This is a genomic window from Streptomyces sp. NPDC049585 (assembly GCF_040675615.1).
GTDB lineage: Bacteria > Actinomycetota > Actinomycetes > Streptomycetales > Streptomycetaceae > Streptomyces > Streptomyces luteosporeus.
Genome location: NZ_JBFAPE010000029.1, coordinates 42,771 through 58,326, shown reverse-complemented (window position 1 = coordinate 58,326; position 15,556 = coordinate 42,771). Strand labels below are relative to the sequence as shown.

General features: G+C 72.7%; 9 protein-coding genes. 5 read left to right on the top strand and 4 right to left on the bottom strand.

Annotation, left to right across the window (positions count from 1 at the left end; genetic code table 11):
- The first annotated feature begins 278 nt into the window (after positions 1 to 278).
- The 4 genes from AB0K17_RS24795 (at position 279) to AB0K17_RS24780 (ending at position 3,995) form a co-directional block, all read left to right on the top strand.
- Complete coding sequence (locus AB0K17_RS24795) at positions 279 to 1,091, top strand: GNAT family N-acetyltransferase (protein WP_365984292.1); 813 nt, start codon at positions 279 to 281, stop codon at positions 1,089 to 1,091.
- 44 nt (positions 1,092 to 1,135) lie between these two features.
- Positions 1,136 to 2,113: a pyridoxal-phosphate dependent enzyme gene (locus AB0K17_RS24790; protein WP_365984291.1), complete on the top strand. Its 978-nt coding sequence runs from the start codon at positions 1,136 to 1,138 to the stop codon at positions 2,111 to 2,113.
- Entirely contained in the window at positions 2,110 to 2,976 is an 867-nt protein-coding gene (locus AB0K17_RS24785; RefSeq protein ID WP_365984290.1) for a TauD/TfdA family dioxygenase, read from the top strand. The genes AB0K17_RS24790 and AB0K17_RS24785 overlap by 4 nt, the downstream gene beginning before the upstream one ends.
- Before the next feature lie 122 nt (positions 2,977 to 3,098).
- A complete protein-coding gene (locus AB0K17_RS24780; protein ID WP_365984289.1) occupies positions 3,099 to 3,995 on the top strand; it encodes an aminoglycoside phosphotransferase family protein in 897 nt (298 codons plus the stop codon).
- On the opposite strand, the gene AB0K17_RS24775 is transcribed toward AB0K17_RS24780, so the two are convergent.
- Positions 3,976 to 4,818 carry a hypothetical protein gene (locus AB0K17_RS24775; protein ID WP_365984288.1) on the bottom strand — a complete coding sequence of 281 codons (843 nt, stop codon included), beginning with the start codon at positions 4,816 to 4,818 and terminating at the stop codon, positions 3,976 to 3,978. The two genes, AB0K17_RS24780 and AB0K17_RS24775, sit on opposite strands and share 20 nt — an antisense overlap.
- A 47-nt stretch (positions 4,819 to 4,865) precedes the next feature.
- Here AB0K17_RS24775 and AB0K17_RS24770 point away from each other — a divergent pair, with 47 nt between their 5' ends.
- Complete coding sequence (locus AB0K17_RS24770) at positions 4,866 to 5,573, top strand: VC0807 family protein (protein WP_365984287.1); 708 nt, start codon at positions 4,866 to 4,868, stop codon at positions 5,571 to 5,573.
- An 87-nt stretch (positions 5,574 to 5,660) separates the two neighbouring features.
- On the opposite strand, the gene AB0K17_RS24765 is transcribed toward AB0K17_RS24770, so the two are convergent.
- The 3 genes from AB0K17_RS24765 to AB0K17_RS24755 are packed head-to-tail and all read right to left on the bottom strand — an operon-like array spanning position 5,661 to position 15,531.
- Positions 5,661 to 7,208, bottom strand: a complete 1,548-nt coding sequence (locus AB0K17_RS24765; RefSeq protein WP_365984286.1) for a PfaD family polyunsaturated fatty acid/polyketide biosynthesis protein — start codon at positions 7,206 to 7,208, stop codon at positions 5,661 to 5,663.
- Entirely contained in the window at positions 7,205 to 9,634 is a 2,430-nt protein-coding gene (locus AB0K17_RS24760; RefSeq protein ID WP_365984285.1) for a 3-hydroxyacyl-ACP dehydratase, read from the bottom strand. The genes AB0K17_RS24765 and AB0K17_RS24760 overlap by 4 nt, the downstream gene beginning before the upstream one ends.
- Positions 9,631 to 15,531: an SDR family NAD(P)-dependent oxidoreductase gene (locus AB0K17_RS24755; protein ID WP_365984284.1), complete on the bottom strand. Its 5,901-nt coding sequence runs from the start codon at positions 15,529 to 15,531 to the stop codon at positions 9,631 to 9,633. The genes AB0K17_RS24760 and AB0K17_RS24755 overlap by 4 nt, the downstream gene beginning before the upstream one ends.
- Between the last annotated feature and the right edge of the window lie 25 nt (positions 15,532 to 15,556).

The window sequence follows — 15,556 nt, the reverse complement described above, 5'->3', positions numbered from 1 at the left end:
CCGCGTCAACGCTCGTGTTCGGCCAACTCGGCCCTTTTGTCGCGGTAATCATCCAAATGCTGTGCGTAAGCAGACCGTCCGTCCGGTCGGTGCGGAGGGCGGGTCACCAGCGTCGCTGCGGTCATGACGCTTCTCCCACCGGCGAGTTGACCCCTTGAGCGCCTCCTGCTTTGAGCCATCGGAGCCGTCGGAGAACTTTGAAGGTTCTAGGATCGAACCTCCATACGTACGGCCCGTCCCGTTTTCGAACCCTGTGGAGAGCCCCCGATGGAGAAGCAATGAGTGCTGCCCCGCCGGCCCCCGGCACGGACCGGGACCAGCTGGTCGAGGTGGCTGCAGCCGACCTCCCGCGTCTCGTCCCTCTCTTCGACCCCGACCATCCCAACCTGGCCTTCGCCCACGCGGTCATCGACGGAGCCATTCCGGGCAGGGCCTGGGCGCATTTCCGCAACGGCGCCCCTGTGAGCTGTCTGATCGCCACCACGGCACCGTTCTGCCTTGCCGCCGGAACCATGACCCCTGGCTTCTTCATGGAGGCGGCGACGCTGCTCGCCGGCCACGGCGAGGTGCAGCTCGTCCATCCGCCGGGCCCCGGCATCGGAGAGTGGGCCGAGCAGGCCGGCTTCACCACGGAGCGGCGGCTGCACTTCACCCACACCCCCTTCACCCACACCCCCCTGGACTTCAGCGCCCCCAGCCCGCTCGCCCCCGACGGTTACACCTTGGTGCGGATCGACGCGGAGACCTTCTCCGGCCTCGATTCCCCGATGGCGCGCAGCATTTTCGGCACGGGCGCCCGGTACGCCGACCATGCGGCCGGCTTCGCCCTGGTCAAGGACGGCCGGGTGGCGGCGGACGCGCACGGCGTCATCGGCGGCGGACTGATCGAGCTCGGCATCCACACCCACCCCGACCACCGCCGCAAGGGACTGGCGTTCGTGGTCCTCGCCGCGGTCAGCCGCTGGGGCAGCAGGCGGGGCCTGCGTTCCGTCATGACGTGTCACGTGCACAAGACGCCGAGCATCGCGCTGGCCCGGAAGCTCGGTCTGACCGAGGAATTTTCCTATCCGATAGCGAAAGCCACATGTTGAAACCCTTGTTACCCGAGGCCATTTCCCCCGCCTCGGTACGGCGCGTGCGCGAACTCATCGGCCCGCACATCCGCCGTACGCCGCTGCTGCGGGCGAAGGCACCGAGCCCGGTGGACATCCACCTGAAGTGCGAGAACCTTCAGATCACCAACTCGTTCAAAGCCCGGGGCGCGCTCAGCGCGCTGCACGCCTACCGGCGGTTCCGACCGGAGGTGTGGGCCCGGATCGTCCGCGACGGCGTCGTGACCGGCAGCTCGGGCAATTTCGCCCAGGGCCTGGCCCACGTGACGTCGGAGCTGGATCTGGCGTACACGGTGGTGGTGCCGGATTCCATTCCGCAGGCGAAGCGGTCGCAGATCCTGGCGCACAACCCCAGGGCCCGGATCGTCGAGGTTCCGTACCCGATCTGGCGCCGCACCATGGTCTCCTCCTCCTTCCCCGAGCTGCCGGGCTTCTTCCTCTCCTCGGAGAGCGACCCGTACGTCTCGCTGGGCATCGCCACGATCGGGATGGAGATCCAGGACGACCTGCCGGACGTGGACGCGGTGCTGGTGCCGTACGGCGGCGGAAACCTCGCCTACAGCCTGGCGACCTACCTGAAGGTCCCCGTCTACGCCGTCGAGATCAGCACCGGAGCGCCCCTGTCGGCATCGCTGCGCGCGGGCCGCCCCACGGAGGTGCCGTACGAGCGCTCGTTCGTGGACGGCATCGGCGCGAGTTTCGTCATCCCGGCCCAGTTCGAACGGCTGAAGGACAAGCTGGCCGGGGTGTTCACGGTGACTCCGCAGGAGATCGCCGAGGCGCTGTCGTCGCTGGCCTTCGCCGACAAGATCGTCTGCGAGGGTGCAGGAGCCGCAGCGTACGCAGCAGCACTCAAGCACGCCACCTCGTACGGCTGGCGCAGCCCCGTGGCCGTGGTCAGCGGCGGCGTCATCGACCCCGACGTCCTGCTGCACACCCTGACCACCACCGGTCAGCCCCTCACCCCGTCCATTTCACCTTGTGGAGCGATCTCATCATGAGCACAACCCTGCCCGTCATCGAGCCGGTGAGCCCCGCGATCGGGGCCCGGGTCACGGGTCTCGACCTGTCGCAGGAGCTTTCGGACGAGGCGTGGAAGGCGGTCCTCGACGCCTTCCACCAGTACAACGTGCTGGTCTTCCCCGGCCAGGACATCTCGGTCGAGCAGCAGAAGACGTTCACCGCGCGCTTCGGGCCGCTGCTGACGCACAACCACTTACTGCCGATGACCATCGAGGGGCACCCCGAGGTGATGGTGCTCCACAACAACGAGCAGAAGCCGCCGGGGCTGAACGACTGGCACACCGACAACAGCGGCTGGGCGGAGCCCCCGCTCGGCACCTCCCTCTACGCCAAGATCACACCCAAGGTCGGCGGGGACACCCTCTACGGCAACATGTACCTGGCGTACGAGGCGTTGTCGGCGCCCATGCAGGAGCTGCTCCTCCAGCTGACCGCGACCCACGACGTACGCAAGGCGTTCGGCCCGGACTACGGCAATCTTCAAAAGTCCCTGCGCAAGAAGGGCATCGACCCCGACCAGCAGTTCGCCGACCAGGACCCGGTGGAGCACCCGCTGATCCGCACGCACCCCGAGACCGGGCGCCGGGCGCTGTACATCTCGAACCCGTACGTGACGCGGATCAACGGCGTGACCGAGTCCGAGAGCCGGGCGCTGCTGGCCTTCCTCTGCCGCCACATCGAGACCAACGAACTGATCTACCGCCACCGTTGGACCCAGGGCGACCTGGTGATCTGGGACAACCGCTGCACCCAGCACCTCGCGGTCGCGGACTACTTCCCGCACGAGCGTCTGATGCACCGCCTCAACATCGCGGGAGAAAAGCCCTTCCTGAAGCTCTGACCGCCTCGCCCCACCCGCCACGCCGCGTCCCGGCCGCCGAGCAGGGGCGCGGCGTGGCCCGCCTGCGTTGTGCCGGCCGTTCTCCTTCCGCCGGGGCCGTCGTCGGGAGGTAAGGTGCGTCCGTGCCCGTTTCCGATGCGTCGTGGCGAGCGGCCGCGGCCCGTGTCGAGGCCCGGTTCCCCGGCTTCCTCGCCGAGAGCCTGCTCCGCCGTACGGGCAAGGCCGTGATCCTGGCCGGTACGTATGCCGGCACGGTCGCGGTGGCCAAGGTTCTCACCACTCGGGAGAGGGTCTGGCGTGAGAAGTTCGCCCGGGAAGCAGCCGCCTACGGTGCCTTCACCGCCGACGCTCCGCCGGTGCATGTGCCCAGGCTGCTTGCCGGCGACAGCGACAGCGGCGTCATGATCCTGCAGCGCGTCCCCGGTGAACCGTTGCACGTCGACCGGTACCCGCCCGCGCTGCCGCTGCCCACGGTGCAGGCGGCCGTGGACACGCTGGCGCTCCTCGCCGACTGGAGACCGAGCATGTTCCTCCAGGTGTGGGACTACCCCGAGCGTCTCGACCGGTATCGCGCGCACGGCCTCCTGGACCACGACGACCATCAAGCCCTCACCCGGCTGCTGGAACGAGCCGGGCCCGACCGGCACGTCGCCCACGGTGACCCCCTGCCGGCCAACATCCTCCACCACACCGCCGACGACACCACCGGGATCACCCTGGTGGACTGGGAGTTCGCCGGCTTCTACCTGCCCCACCACGACCAGGCACTGCTGTGGGCCCTGCTCGCGTCCACCCCCGGGGCCCGCCGTCTGATCGAGCGCCGAGTCGCCCGGCACGGCCCGCGGCATGTGGCCGCCTTCACCGTGAGCCGGGCTCTGATCCTCGCCCGCGAGCTGCGCATGCATCGCGAGGCTCTGCCGGCTGCGTGGGCGCGCCGCCGACTCGATGCCGTGGAACGCGACTGGACGCAGCTCCGCGACCAGGTGCGGGGGATGGCCTTCAGCGCTCGGCAGCCGTGACGACCTCCTGGACGTAGGCGGTCACGGGCGGGCCGAAGTGCGCGTACGCCGCACCGACCGCGGCCAGCAGCCCCGGCAGGGGCCAGTCGCGGGGGAGGAGTTCGGACGGGAGGGCGGGCGGGGTGCGGAGGGTGTCGACGAGGCTGCCGCCGAAGAGGCGGGCGTAGGCCGCGAGGCCCTGCGGCCCGGGCGCCGGCGGGACGGGCGTCTCGCGCAGGGCGGCGTGCAGGCGTTCGGTGTGCTCGCGGTAGCGGCGGTCGAGCTCGTCGAGTTCCCACGCGCGGTGGGCCACCTGGGCGGCGTCGGCCACGTCGAGTTCCACACGCCCGAAGTACACCGTGCCCTCCTGCAGGGGACCGCCGAGTTCGGCCAGGAGCTGGTCGCGGCGGTCGGTGGGGGAGATGAGGACACCGGGCTGCATGAGGCCGTAGCGGGCGAGCGTGGCGGCGCGGCGCAGCCGGTCGCGGTGGGCGCGATGCGCTTCGGGGACGGTGTAGAAGACGGCGTGGAAGAAGCCGTCCCAGGTGGGGGACGGGGGGCGGCCGTCGCGGATCTGCCGGAATGCGGCGAGGAAGGGGCCGGTGAGCCGGTAGTCGGCGGCGCGGCCGCGGGGGGTGGCGGCGATCAGGCCGTCGCGGCGCATCCGGGCGATGAGGGAGCGGGCGGCGGCCGGGGTCAGACCCAGGTCGCCCAGGAGCCTCACGAGCGCGGTGCCGGGAAGTTCCTCGCGCCCGGCCACTCCGTACACGAACGGCACCAGGCTCACCTGGGCACCGCGCGAGACGGCGGCCGCACCCTGACGACCTGTTACGATCTTGCTCACGGTCGTAAGTATATGCGACATACAAATGAATCGGGGGAAAGACCGGAATGACGAAGCACGACACGCAGCGCCGAGGCGGCGGCAAGGGCCCGGCCAACTGGGGCCCCGCCATCCTGTTCGCCGTGATCCTGCCCTTCGTGACCTACGGAATGCTCACCGACCACGGAGTGAGCCAGGTCAAGGCGCTGCTGCTCATCTCCCTGTGGCCCGCAGTCGAAACGCTCCTGCACCTGGCGATCCGGCGCCGCGTCGACGAGTTCGGCATCATGATGCTCATCCTCATGCTGCTCGGCGCCGTCAGCGCGACGGCCTACAACACCACCGAACTCGTCTTCCTCAAGGACTCGGCCATCACGGGCCTGCTGGGCCTGTCCTTCCTCGGCAGCCTGATGCTGCGCCGGCCGGTGATGTTCTACCTGGGCCGCAAGTTCGGCACCGACGGCACGCCCGAGGGCCTGGCCCACTGGAACGGGCTGTGGCAGTTCCCCGGCTTCCGGCGGACGCAGTACCTGCTGACGACGGTGTGGGGCCTGGGCTTCCTGGCGGACGCAGCGATCCGCGCCGTCCTCACGTACACCCTGCCGACCGGCGCCATGGTCCTGGTGAACAACATCCTCCCGCTGGTCGTCGTGGCCACCCTGGTCGCCTGGACCACCCGGGTCGCCAAGGCGGGCCGGGCCCGCTCGGCGGCGGCACAGGCCGCCGCGGCGGAAGCTGGCGGCACTCCGGCGGCCGGAGCCGGGGCCGTGGCGTAGGACGGTACGCGGCCGCCGCAACGGCGGAACCGGCCAGGGACGGGCAGCGGGTGGGAGGGCACGGGGCCTCCCACCCGCTTCCGCGCATCACGGCGGCGGAAGCCGGTAGTCGGCACAGGCCGCCGGGATGCGCACGCCGGTGGCCCGCAGGTGGCCCGTCCGCGTCAAGTACGCCGCGCCGCGCATCAGATGCCCCGCCACGTCCGCGGCCCGGCGGTTGCCGGGCGCCGCCAGCGCGGTACCGGCCGTCCAGGCGTTGAACGCGCCCATCGCCGGGCCGCACCAGACCTGCCAGTCGGTGGCACGGTCCGCATCGCCGGAGACGGCCCAGCGGGAGGTCATGCCGAGGTACCAGCGGAACACCATGGCCATCTTGTGCTTCGGGTCGCGTTCGGCCCGGGCCAGCCAGTCGGGGTGGTACTCCTTGAGATAGGCGGCAGTCTCCTCCCACGTCCGCTCCAGCGACCGGCGCAGCACACGATCCTCCAGCCGGCGCCGCTCGGCCTCCGGCAGCTCGTCCAGGCCGCCGTAGTCGTGATAGAGACGCAACAGCAGGCCCGCGCGGGCCGCGAACATCGTCCCGCGCCCCAGCACCTGGACCTGGATGCCCTGCTCGAACATGTCGGCGGCCGGCGCCATCACGCAATCGGCGATGCCCGCCCCCGCCAGCAGCCGCTTGACCGCCGCGGAGGTGTCCGCCTCCACCGTCGCCTGGTTCACCGAGCCGCTCACCACGTAGTCCGCGCCCAGCGCAAACGCCGCGGCCACCGCGTGCGGCGAGCCGATCCCGCCCGCTGCTCCCAGGTGCACGGGCGGCATCCCGTCCCCGTATTCCCGGGCCACCCGCGCCCGCAGCCGCGCCAGTGTGGGCAGCAGCACCGCCAGCGGCCGGCGGTCGGTGTGGCCGCCCGAGTCGGACTCCACCGTCACGGCGTCGCTCAACGGCACCCTGCGGGCCAACTCCGCCTGCTCCGCCGTCACCAGGCCCTGCTGCCGCAACAGCTGCACCAGTTCCTCCGGTGCCGGCCGCAGGAACATCTCCGCCGTCTCCTCGCGGGAGACCTTGCCGATGACGCGGTGCCCGGCACACACCCCGCCCGTCCGGTCGAGCCGCAGCCCGGCCAGGCGGTAGCGCACCAGCTCGGGCGTGACCTGGACGAACGCCGACGCCTCCACGCACCGCACCCGGTGCCTCAGGCACAGGTCGACGACCGTCCGCTCCAGATGCGGCGCCATGGGGCTGTGGATGAGATTGCACGCGTACGGACCGTCGCCCAGCTCGCGTGCCAGCTCGCCCAGCGCCGCATCGATCCGCCTCTCCGGCAGGCCGGCTGCGCCGAACACCGCGAGACAGCCGGCGCGGGAGAGCGCGGCCACCAGGCGTGTCCCCGCGATGCCCCCGGCCATGGCCCCCGCCATGTACGGCAGGCGCACATCGTGCCGCCGCAGGAAACCGGAGTCGCCGAGGGCCTGCGGCGGCATGGCACCCGCGGTGGCCAGCACCTGCGCCCCCGGCGGCGGCTCGTGGCACATGCCCAGCCGGCCCCCGTTGCGGACCAGGTGACAGGGCAGCTCCAGGCCCGACAGGACGCCGTGGATCCCCTCGGCGTCGCTGTGCACGGCGGACCCGGTCACCGGGTGCCCAGGACGATGTTCCGCACGTGGTAGATCCGCAGGTCGTCGCGCCACACACTGCCGTCCGCCCGGACCAGCAGCCGGTCCCCGTCCCGGCGCACCTGCCGGATGTGCACCTCCCCGCGGACCTGCCGGTGCTCGCGCAGGATCTGCCCGCCGTAGTTCCAGCGCAGCTCCTCGCCGGCGACGAGGCCCAGGTCCGCACCGGGCGCACGACCGGCCGGCCCGGTGTACAGGACGAAGGCCCGTACCGCCTGGAAGAGCATCTGCACACCGACCGAGCCCGGCATCACCGGGTCGTGGGGGAAATGCTGGTCGAAGAACCAGTCGTCGGCGTCCACCGGCTGGCTGCACAGCACGTACCCCGCCCCGTGCTCACCCCCGTCGGGCACCAGCGCCAGGTCCTTCAGCAGCGCCAACCGCCCCGTGCCCAGGCGCTCGTCGTCGGCCGCGTCCACCCGTCGCAGGTCGGCCGGCGCATCCGGCTGCCTCTCCAGCCACGGCGGTACGCGCTGTCCGCCGTCCATGCCCTGCTGGAGCTGCAGCGTCTCGTTGGTGAGGTAACCGTGCAGCGCTTCGCCCGAGCAGAACGCCTCGCCTCCTGTGCTCAGTTCGAATCCGTAGCGGTGCAACGCGGCGCCGGGCAGGTCGGTGACCGCCAGGACGGTGACCCGCTGGGTCACGGTCGTGCCCCGGGGATCGACGTCGCGCAGCAGCGTCGCCCTGCCGCTGAGGTTCCGGCACACGAACGGCTCGTCGGGATGGAGCAGCGCCATGTCGAGGAAGACGCCGCCGAGCACGCCGGCAGGCTGCAGGGACATCTCCATCAGCGCCAGCGGGGACAGCGCCCCGGTGCCGCCGTCGCGGCAGTACCACGGGTCGGGCGGCACGTCGTACTCACTGATGCCGTGCGTCCCGGTGCCGTCCGGTGCGGCACCCTTCGCCACCTCCACCCCCCGGTCCACCATCCGGAAGTCGCCCCGGGGCAGACGCGGGCGGACGGGACTGCTCGGCGGGCGCCTGCCCCCGGCCACGGCCAGCTTCCCCGTGTCCCCTTCCGCCGCGTGGGCCATGTGCAACTCGGTGAAACACGCCGGGGCACCCCCGGACGTCAGGCGGATGCCGGCGTGCTCCACGTGCAGCAGGGGCTCGAGTTCGGGCCTGCCGTACAGCGCCACCCCCACGTCCCGCAGGCGGGCCACCACCTCCCGGTCCTGCGTCGTCACCTCCGCCGCGGCGATGAAGAAGGGACGCGGAACCCATCCCGTGCCGGTCACCTCGACCCGCACCCGCAGCCGTCCCCGCGGGTGCGCGAGCAACTCCAGGTGCGCCGTGGAGTCCGGCAGGGGCACGGCGTGGGCCCCCGGAAGGCAGAGGTGGACGCCCTGGTGGAAGGCGTACACCCGCAGCGCCTCGTCGACCGCTGCCCACAGGACGGGCCAGACGGGCCCGCCGTCCGGCACGCGCGCCGGACGGACGGCCGCGCTCAAGGCCCCCTGGCCCGCCCGGCCGCCGTCGGGCTCGATCTCGTCCACCTGTTCCAGGAATCGCTCCGGCCACGGTTCCGGCCGCAGGCCGGCCGCCACGTGCTGCTGGTCGAAGGGGCTGCCGAGGACTGCCGCTATCTGCCCGCGCGCGAGGGCGTCCAGATCATCGGCGGACAGCCGGGCGACATCCGTACGAGCCAGCGGCTTCAGCTCCCGCGGCCACCGGCGGGCGTCCGGGCCCTCGATCGCCCGGTGACCATCGCGGTCACCGACGACGGTCAGCAGCGGACGGTCCGTCTCGTCGTGCACCACGCAGCGGACGGTGCCCGCCGGGCCTGCCGGAGAGGACCGCGGACACAAGGTCACCGGACCCGAGGGCGGCAGACCGTGCCAGGTCAGCTCGATACGGTCCAGGGGACCGGGGCTGTCCTGGCGCAGACGTTCCGCGGCCGCCCGCAGGATCACGGCGGGGCCACCGTGCCGTGCCCACTCGTCCGGGGACATCACGGGGGCGGGGGCAGGGACAGCAGGCGGCGCGGCGGGGCGGCCGTTGCGTCCGGCTGCCGTCGCATACGCCGACCACTCGGCCTTCAACGTGCTCATGACGCCGCCGATCCGCGCCCCGCCCGGCCGGTCCTGCGTGCTCTCCACCGCCCGGCCGGGCGGCGCGGGCGCAGGCAGGGACGCAGGCGCGGGCGCGGAAGCATCGATCCGCGCCGGACCGAGGAACCGCCGCGTCTGCCACGCGCTGATGGCCCGGTGGGCCTCCAGAACGGCGACATGGGCGCGCTGCAGCTGCTGCGTCATGCGCGCGGTCAGCTCGCACGACTCCGCCGGTTCCGCAGCCGTGCCCTCCTCGCAGCCGCACCGCCCGGCCGGCATCTCCTCCTCCACGGGAGCACGGCCCACGGGAACGCCCTCGAAGCCGAGTTCCCTCATGAACCCCCCTCCCGCCCGTCGTGCGAGAACGTGGTGAGCAACCGCACGGCGTGCGTATCGCTCAGGTCCAGCATCCGCAGCCCGGTCCACTTCTGCAGCACCCGGCCACCGGTGTCGCACGCGGTGACGGTGCAGTACGTATCGAGAACGGATGCCCTGCCGGCCTCCACGACGGCCACGAACGGCTCGTCGTCGGGGAGCGGAGCATAGAGGTCGACCCGTTCCGCGCTCACCGGCACGCCGGAGCTGCCCTTGAGCCGATGGGTGACCAGCGCGGCACTTTGCAGCAGGAGGTCGGAAAGCGCGGGGCTGAACAGCCGTCCGGCGTACGCGCCGTGGGCCAGCCCGGGGTCGGCCAGCCGCAGGGACAGCACCAGCCGCCGCTCCTCCTCCTCGAGGACGTCCCGCACCCCTGCCAGGGCCGGGCCGTGGAACAGGAGCCGCTCCTCGTAACACCGGTGCAGGTCGCCGGTGGGGGCGTAGGGCGGAAGGTCGAGGCAGGGAGCCGGCAGCGGCTCGTCGGCCCACGCCACCGTCACCTCGCACCGCGCGCGTGCCGGCCCGCCCGCGCCGCACACCCGCACCCGGGCGGCGTCCTGTCGCTCGACCGGGAGGATGCGGTGCTCGAGGGTCTGCGGATGCTCGCCGTTGAAGTACACGCCGCGCATCACCCGCAGGTCCTCGCACCGCACGACCGGCCGGACACCCCCTGCGGCGCGTTCCACCATGTGCACTGCCGCGCCCAGCATCGCCGTCATGGGCAGGAGCGGATGGCCCAGGACGGAGTGGTCGCGCAGCACCGGCTCGTGCTCCAGCCCGTTGAGCGTACGCACCGCGGTGAGCCCCTCGGCGGGCAGGTCGTCGGCCCGGCGCAGCCAGGGGGCCAGGGGTCCCACCACGGTGACCTCCCCGGCCGGGTGCTCCGGCCTCATCAGGTCGCGGAAGAAGGACGTCCCCGCCTGGCGGGAGAGCACCGGCACGCCGGCCTCGGTGAACAGCTGGTGCACCTCCTCGGCCATGCCGCCCTGCCAAGGGCCCCACACGACCGGGACCACCCGGCATGCCGGGTCCGCCGCCCGGACGGCGCACGCGTGCCGGACCATGGCCTCGTTCGCCAGGGCGTAGTCGGCCTGCCGGACGTTGCCCCACAACCCCGAGACGGAGGAGAACACCACGAGGTGCCGCAGCCGCCCGGGGGCGAGCGCGTCGAGGACGTTCCGCAGGCCGCAGAGCTTGGTCGCGATCACGGGACCCGCGGACTCGGACGTCATCTCCGGCAGGGGCCGGTCCCCGAGCACACCGGCCGCATGGATCACTCCCGTGACGTGCTGCGCGTGCGGTTCCAGCGCGGCCCGCACGGCCGCGGCGTCGCGGACGTCGGCGCTGACGTACACAACGCGCACGCCGCGCGAGCGCAGCGCCTCCAGCGCCCGCCGGACCTCCTCGTGCGCCTCGGACCGCCGGCCCAGCAGTACGTACCCGCACCGGTGCTCGGAGGCCAGGGCTTCCAGGCACCACGCCGTGATGCCGCTCGCGCCGCCCGTGACCAGCAGCAGGTCGTCCGCACCGAGCCCGGCCGCCGTGCCGGGGGCGGCGGGCAGCAGGCTCTGCGGGGCATCGGAGAGCACCGGAGTGCGCCGGCCGCTTGCGTCGCGGCCCACTTCCAGCACGTCGGTGGCCACGTCCGCGATCTCCTCCAGCAGCGCCTCACCCACCGCCTCCGCCGACATGCCCGGAGCGAGGTCCAGTGCCCTGCAGAAGACCGGGGCGGATTCCAGGGCGAAGCTCTTGACCAGGCCCGCCAGCCCACCGGCCAGTGCCGCGACCGGCTCGCCGCCCGAGCCCGCATAGCCGAGCGCCCCGTCGAGCCGGGTCACGGTGACGAACGCCGCGCGGCGACCCGCCCGGGCGGCTTCCAGCAGGGCCGGCCGGACGCGCTTGGCGAAGAGCAGACCGTGGGTCAGCCGGGCGACCGCTTCGTCCCCGTTCCCGGCCGACGACCGGCTCACCGGCAGGACGCACAGATCCAGGCGCCCCACCGCGCCCACAACACCGGCGACGGCGTCCCGCAGCGTACCGTCGGACCAGTTCTCCAGCGGCCGCCCGTCCCCCCGCTCGTCCGGCACACCGGGCAGGACGAGGCGGTGCACGCTCCAGCCGTGCTCCCTCAGCGCCCGGCCGATCGCCGCGCACAACTCACCGCCGTCGTCGAGCATCAGGGCACACGGCTGTCCGGGGTAGGCGTCGGTGACCACGTCCACGGCCGGCAGCGCGCGCAGGGCGACGTACGCCCGGCCCAGGGTCATGTCACTGCTGTGGCGCAGCTGCGATCTCGGTGCCGAGAAGACGTCCGCCAGCATCGTGGTCAGTTCACCCACGGTACGGGCCTCACTGAAGCGGAAGAGTTCTTCTCGCTTGATGAGCGGGTAGTGGCGCCAGACCTCGGCGCCGATCTCGACCTGCTTGAGGGAGTCGATGCCCAGGTCCTCCTGGATGTACATGTCCGCCTCGAGCATGTCGACGTCGTAACCGGTCTTTTCGGCCACGATCCGGCGAATGATCTCCTCGGCCTCCGCCGGATCGACCTGGGAGATGTCGGTGACGGCGCCCTCCGGCACACCGTCGTCGGCCAACAGCGCAGCCAGGGCGGACCGTTCCTGCGTGTCGGCAGCGACGACGGGCCCCTCGCCCTCGCCCGGTATGCGCTCGGCGAGGAGGGCAGCGGGACCGCCGGGCTCGTCCCGGCCGGGGGAGTGTGCCGTCCCCGGCGGCTTCGCCTCCGTCTCTGCGCTCAGCAGCCCGGCGACCACCTCGCCCGCCCGCGTGTGGACCTCGCCCACGGCCAGGCTGTGCTCCGTGATGGCATTCACCGCCGTGGCCAGGGCGGCGTCGACGCCCTGCCCACCGTCCGCCCGGGAGCGCAGCAGCTCCACCAATTCCCGCTGGGTGGCCAGCTGCCCGTCCAGGTACCGGACGTGAGCGGCCAGGTGGTCGGCGGCCGCCCGCGACAGTGGATCCGTCGCCGCATCGGCCGGAAGGCCGCCGGCAGGAGGCCGTGCCGCCGCGGCGGGCAGGGCGGCGAGGCCGCCCTGCCGTTGCAGCTCCCGCTGCCGGGCCACCCACGCGAAGTTGGGCCCCTCCAGCACCCGGGCCACTGCCGACGGTGCCGGGCGGCGGGCCGGCGGCGGCGCGTCGTAGCGGTTGATGCCGGTCACCGGCAGGCCCAGCACGGCCAGGCGCAGGGCCGCCTCCTTCAGCACGGCGGCGCTGTCGGCACCTTCCCCCCGGTCGCAGGGCACGGCCACCACCGAGCCGGCGCCGAGAGTGCGTTCCACCAGCCGCGTCAGCGTGCCGCCCGGGCCGAACTCGACGAAGACGCCGAATCCGCCCGCGTGCATCTGCTGCAGCCGCTGCGCGAAGTCCACCGGCTGCAGCAACTGCTCCACCAAGGTGTGCCGGTCGGCCTCCGGGTCCGGCCCGTAGGCCGCACCGGCGACACCGGCGTGGACGGGTATCCGGGGCCGGGCGAACTCCACCCGCGCACAGGCCTCCGCGAAGGGGCGCGCCGCGTGCGCGACGAGCGGGGTGTGGAATGCGGCGGCGACCGGGAGCCGCTTTGCTGCCAGCCCCTGCTGCAGGCAGCGGGCCACGAAGCGCTCGACGGCCTCGGTGGGCCCGCCCACGACCTGCTCGTCGGAGGCATTGCGGTTGCACACCGATACGTCCGGCTCAGTGGCCAGCAGCTCGGCGACCGTCTCCTGCACCGCCCGCACGACGGCCATCGCCCCCGGGTCCGCACCCTCCTCGGGGCGTTCCTCCATCGCCCTGCCGCGCGCGAGGGCCAGGGCGAAGAACCCACTGTCGTCCAGCACCCCGGCAGCCCACAGCGCCGTCAGCTCGCCGAAGCTGTGCCCGAGCACACCGTCCGGGGCGAACCCCAGCTCCCGCAGGAAACGGTACTGCCCGACCGCCAACGCGCCGATGGCCGGCTGGGCGTACGAGGTGCGGTTCAGCCGCTCGCGCACCGCACGGTCGGCATCCTTGCCACCGGGCGGCGCGAACACCGCCCGGGCCAGGGTGTCACCGGGCGGGAAGAGGGCGTTGGCCTCGTCGAAGGCGGCGCGCACGGGCGGCACGGCCAGCAGGGCGTGCAGCCCCATGTCCGGGTACTGGTTGCCCTGCCCGGTGAAGAGCGCCGCGACCTTCGTGCCGGCCGGCAGGCCCGTACGCCGGTAGTGCACGCCCTCGGCGAGCTGCCACTGCTCCTCGCCCGCTCCACCGTCGCGCAGACGTTCGGCCGCGGCCGCCAGCAGGCGTGCGCGGTCCTCCTGGCCGGCCGCGACGAAGCCCAGGCGGGCGTGGCCCGCCGGCACCTCGCCCTCCACCGGGGCGGCACCCTCCTCCAGCAGGGACAGCAGCGCGCCGGGATCCGGGGCGTGCCACAGGCAGGCCCGCGGCACCCGGTGCAGCACCTGCTCCCGCTCCGCTCCGGCGGGCGGCTCCTGCAGCACGGCGTGGTAGTTGACCCCGCCGAAGCCGAACGCGGAGACGCCCGCGCGCCGTACCGGACGGCCCGGATCGCGGACCCAGGGCCGGGCGGCGGTGTTGACGTACAGGGCGCCGTCCTCGGTGACGGCCGCCGCGGGGGTCTCGACGTTGATCGTGGGCGGCAGCAACCGCTGATGCAGGGCCAGCGCCGCCTTGATCAACCCCACGGCGCCCGCCGCCGCCTTGGTGTGGCCCACCTGGGACTTGATACTGCCCACCGCGACATGCCGGGCCTGGCCCGGCACCGCCATGAGCTCGTTGAGGGCGTCGACCTCGACCTCGTCGCCGGTGGGCGTGCCCGTGCCGTGGGCCTCGACGAGCTCCACCGACGAGGGCGGGCAGCCGGCGTCCTCGTACGCACGCCGCAGGGCCACCAACTGACCGTCCTTGCTGGGTGCGTAGATGCTCTTGGCGATCCCGTCACTGGAACTGCCCAGTCCGCGCAGGACGGCATAGATGCGGTCCCCGTCGCGCTCGGCATCGGCCAGCCGCTTCAGCGCCAGCATGCCCACGCCCTCACCGATCAGCGTGCCGTCGGCCTCGGCGTCGAAGGGACGGACCCGGCCGCTGAACGACAGCGCCGGCGTCTTGCTGAAACACATGAACGACACGATGGAGTTGTCGGCGTCGCACCCGCCGCTGATCATCAGGTCGGCGCGGTGGCAGACCAGTTCGTCGACCGCGGCCCGCACGGCCGCCAGCGAACTGGCGCAGGCGGCGTCGACGGTGTGGTTGGCCGCACGCAGATCCAGACGGTTGGCGATCCGCCCCGAGACGACGTTGCCGAGAATGCCGGGGAAGGAGTCCTCCGTCCACGCCGGGAGCTCCTGCAGGTAATCGCGCGTCGCCTGCCGCGCCTCCTGCTCGCTCGCACCACGGGCACGCATGCGCTTGACGAGCAGGGGCGCAAGCAGCCGTGCGGCGAGCGCGATCAACGTGGTGTTCGTGCCGCACACACCCAGCACCACGCCCGTGCGCGCGGGGTCGTACCAGCCCTCGCGGCCCCGCGCGCCGTCGTACAGCACCTGACGCGCCACCATCAGGCTCAGCAACTGGACGAGCCCGGTGGAGTCGACGGTCTTCGGCGGCATGCCGAAGTCCTTCGGATCGAACGTCGCGGGCGGCAGGAAGCCGCCGCGGCGGCCGTACGTTCTGTCGGGCGCGAAGGGGTCGGGATCGTAGTAGTCCTCCGGATCCCACCAGGCGGTGGGTACCTCCTCCGTGCAGTCGCGGCCGGTCACCACGTTGTCCCAGAACGTGCGCAGGTCCGGGGCCTTGGGGAACATTCCGGCCAGTCCCACGATGGCCACGGGATTGCGGGCAAGGCGCCAATCAGGTTCCTGCGGCATCACGTGAGACCCCCTCGCCCCCGGC

Bases quoted from the DNA above. Each gene is read 5' to 3' on its own strand.
- AB0K17_RS24760 (WP_365984285.1), bottom strand. From the start codon at position 9,634: ATGAGGGAACTCGGCTTCGAGGGCGTTCCCGTGGGCCGTGCTCCCGTG.
- AB0K17_RS24770 (WP_365984287.1), top strand. From the start codon at position 4,866: ATGACGAAGCACGACACGCAGCGCCGAGGCGGCGGCAAGGGCCCGGCC.
- AB0K17_RS24755 (WP_365984284.1), bottom strand. From the start codon at position 15,531: ATGCCGCAGGAACCTGATTGGCGCCTTGCCCGCAATCCCGTGGCCATC.
- AB0K17_RS24795 (WP_365984292.1), top strand. From the start codon at position 279: ATGAGTGCTGCCCCGCCGGCCCCCGGCACGGACCGGGACCAGCTGGTC.
- AB0K17_RS24785 (WP_365984290.1), top strand. From the start codon at position 2,110: ATGAGCACAACCCTGCCCGTCATCGAGCCGGTGAGCCCCGCGATCGGG.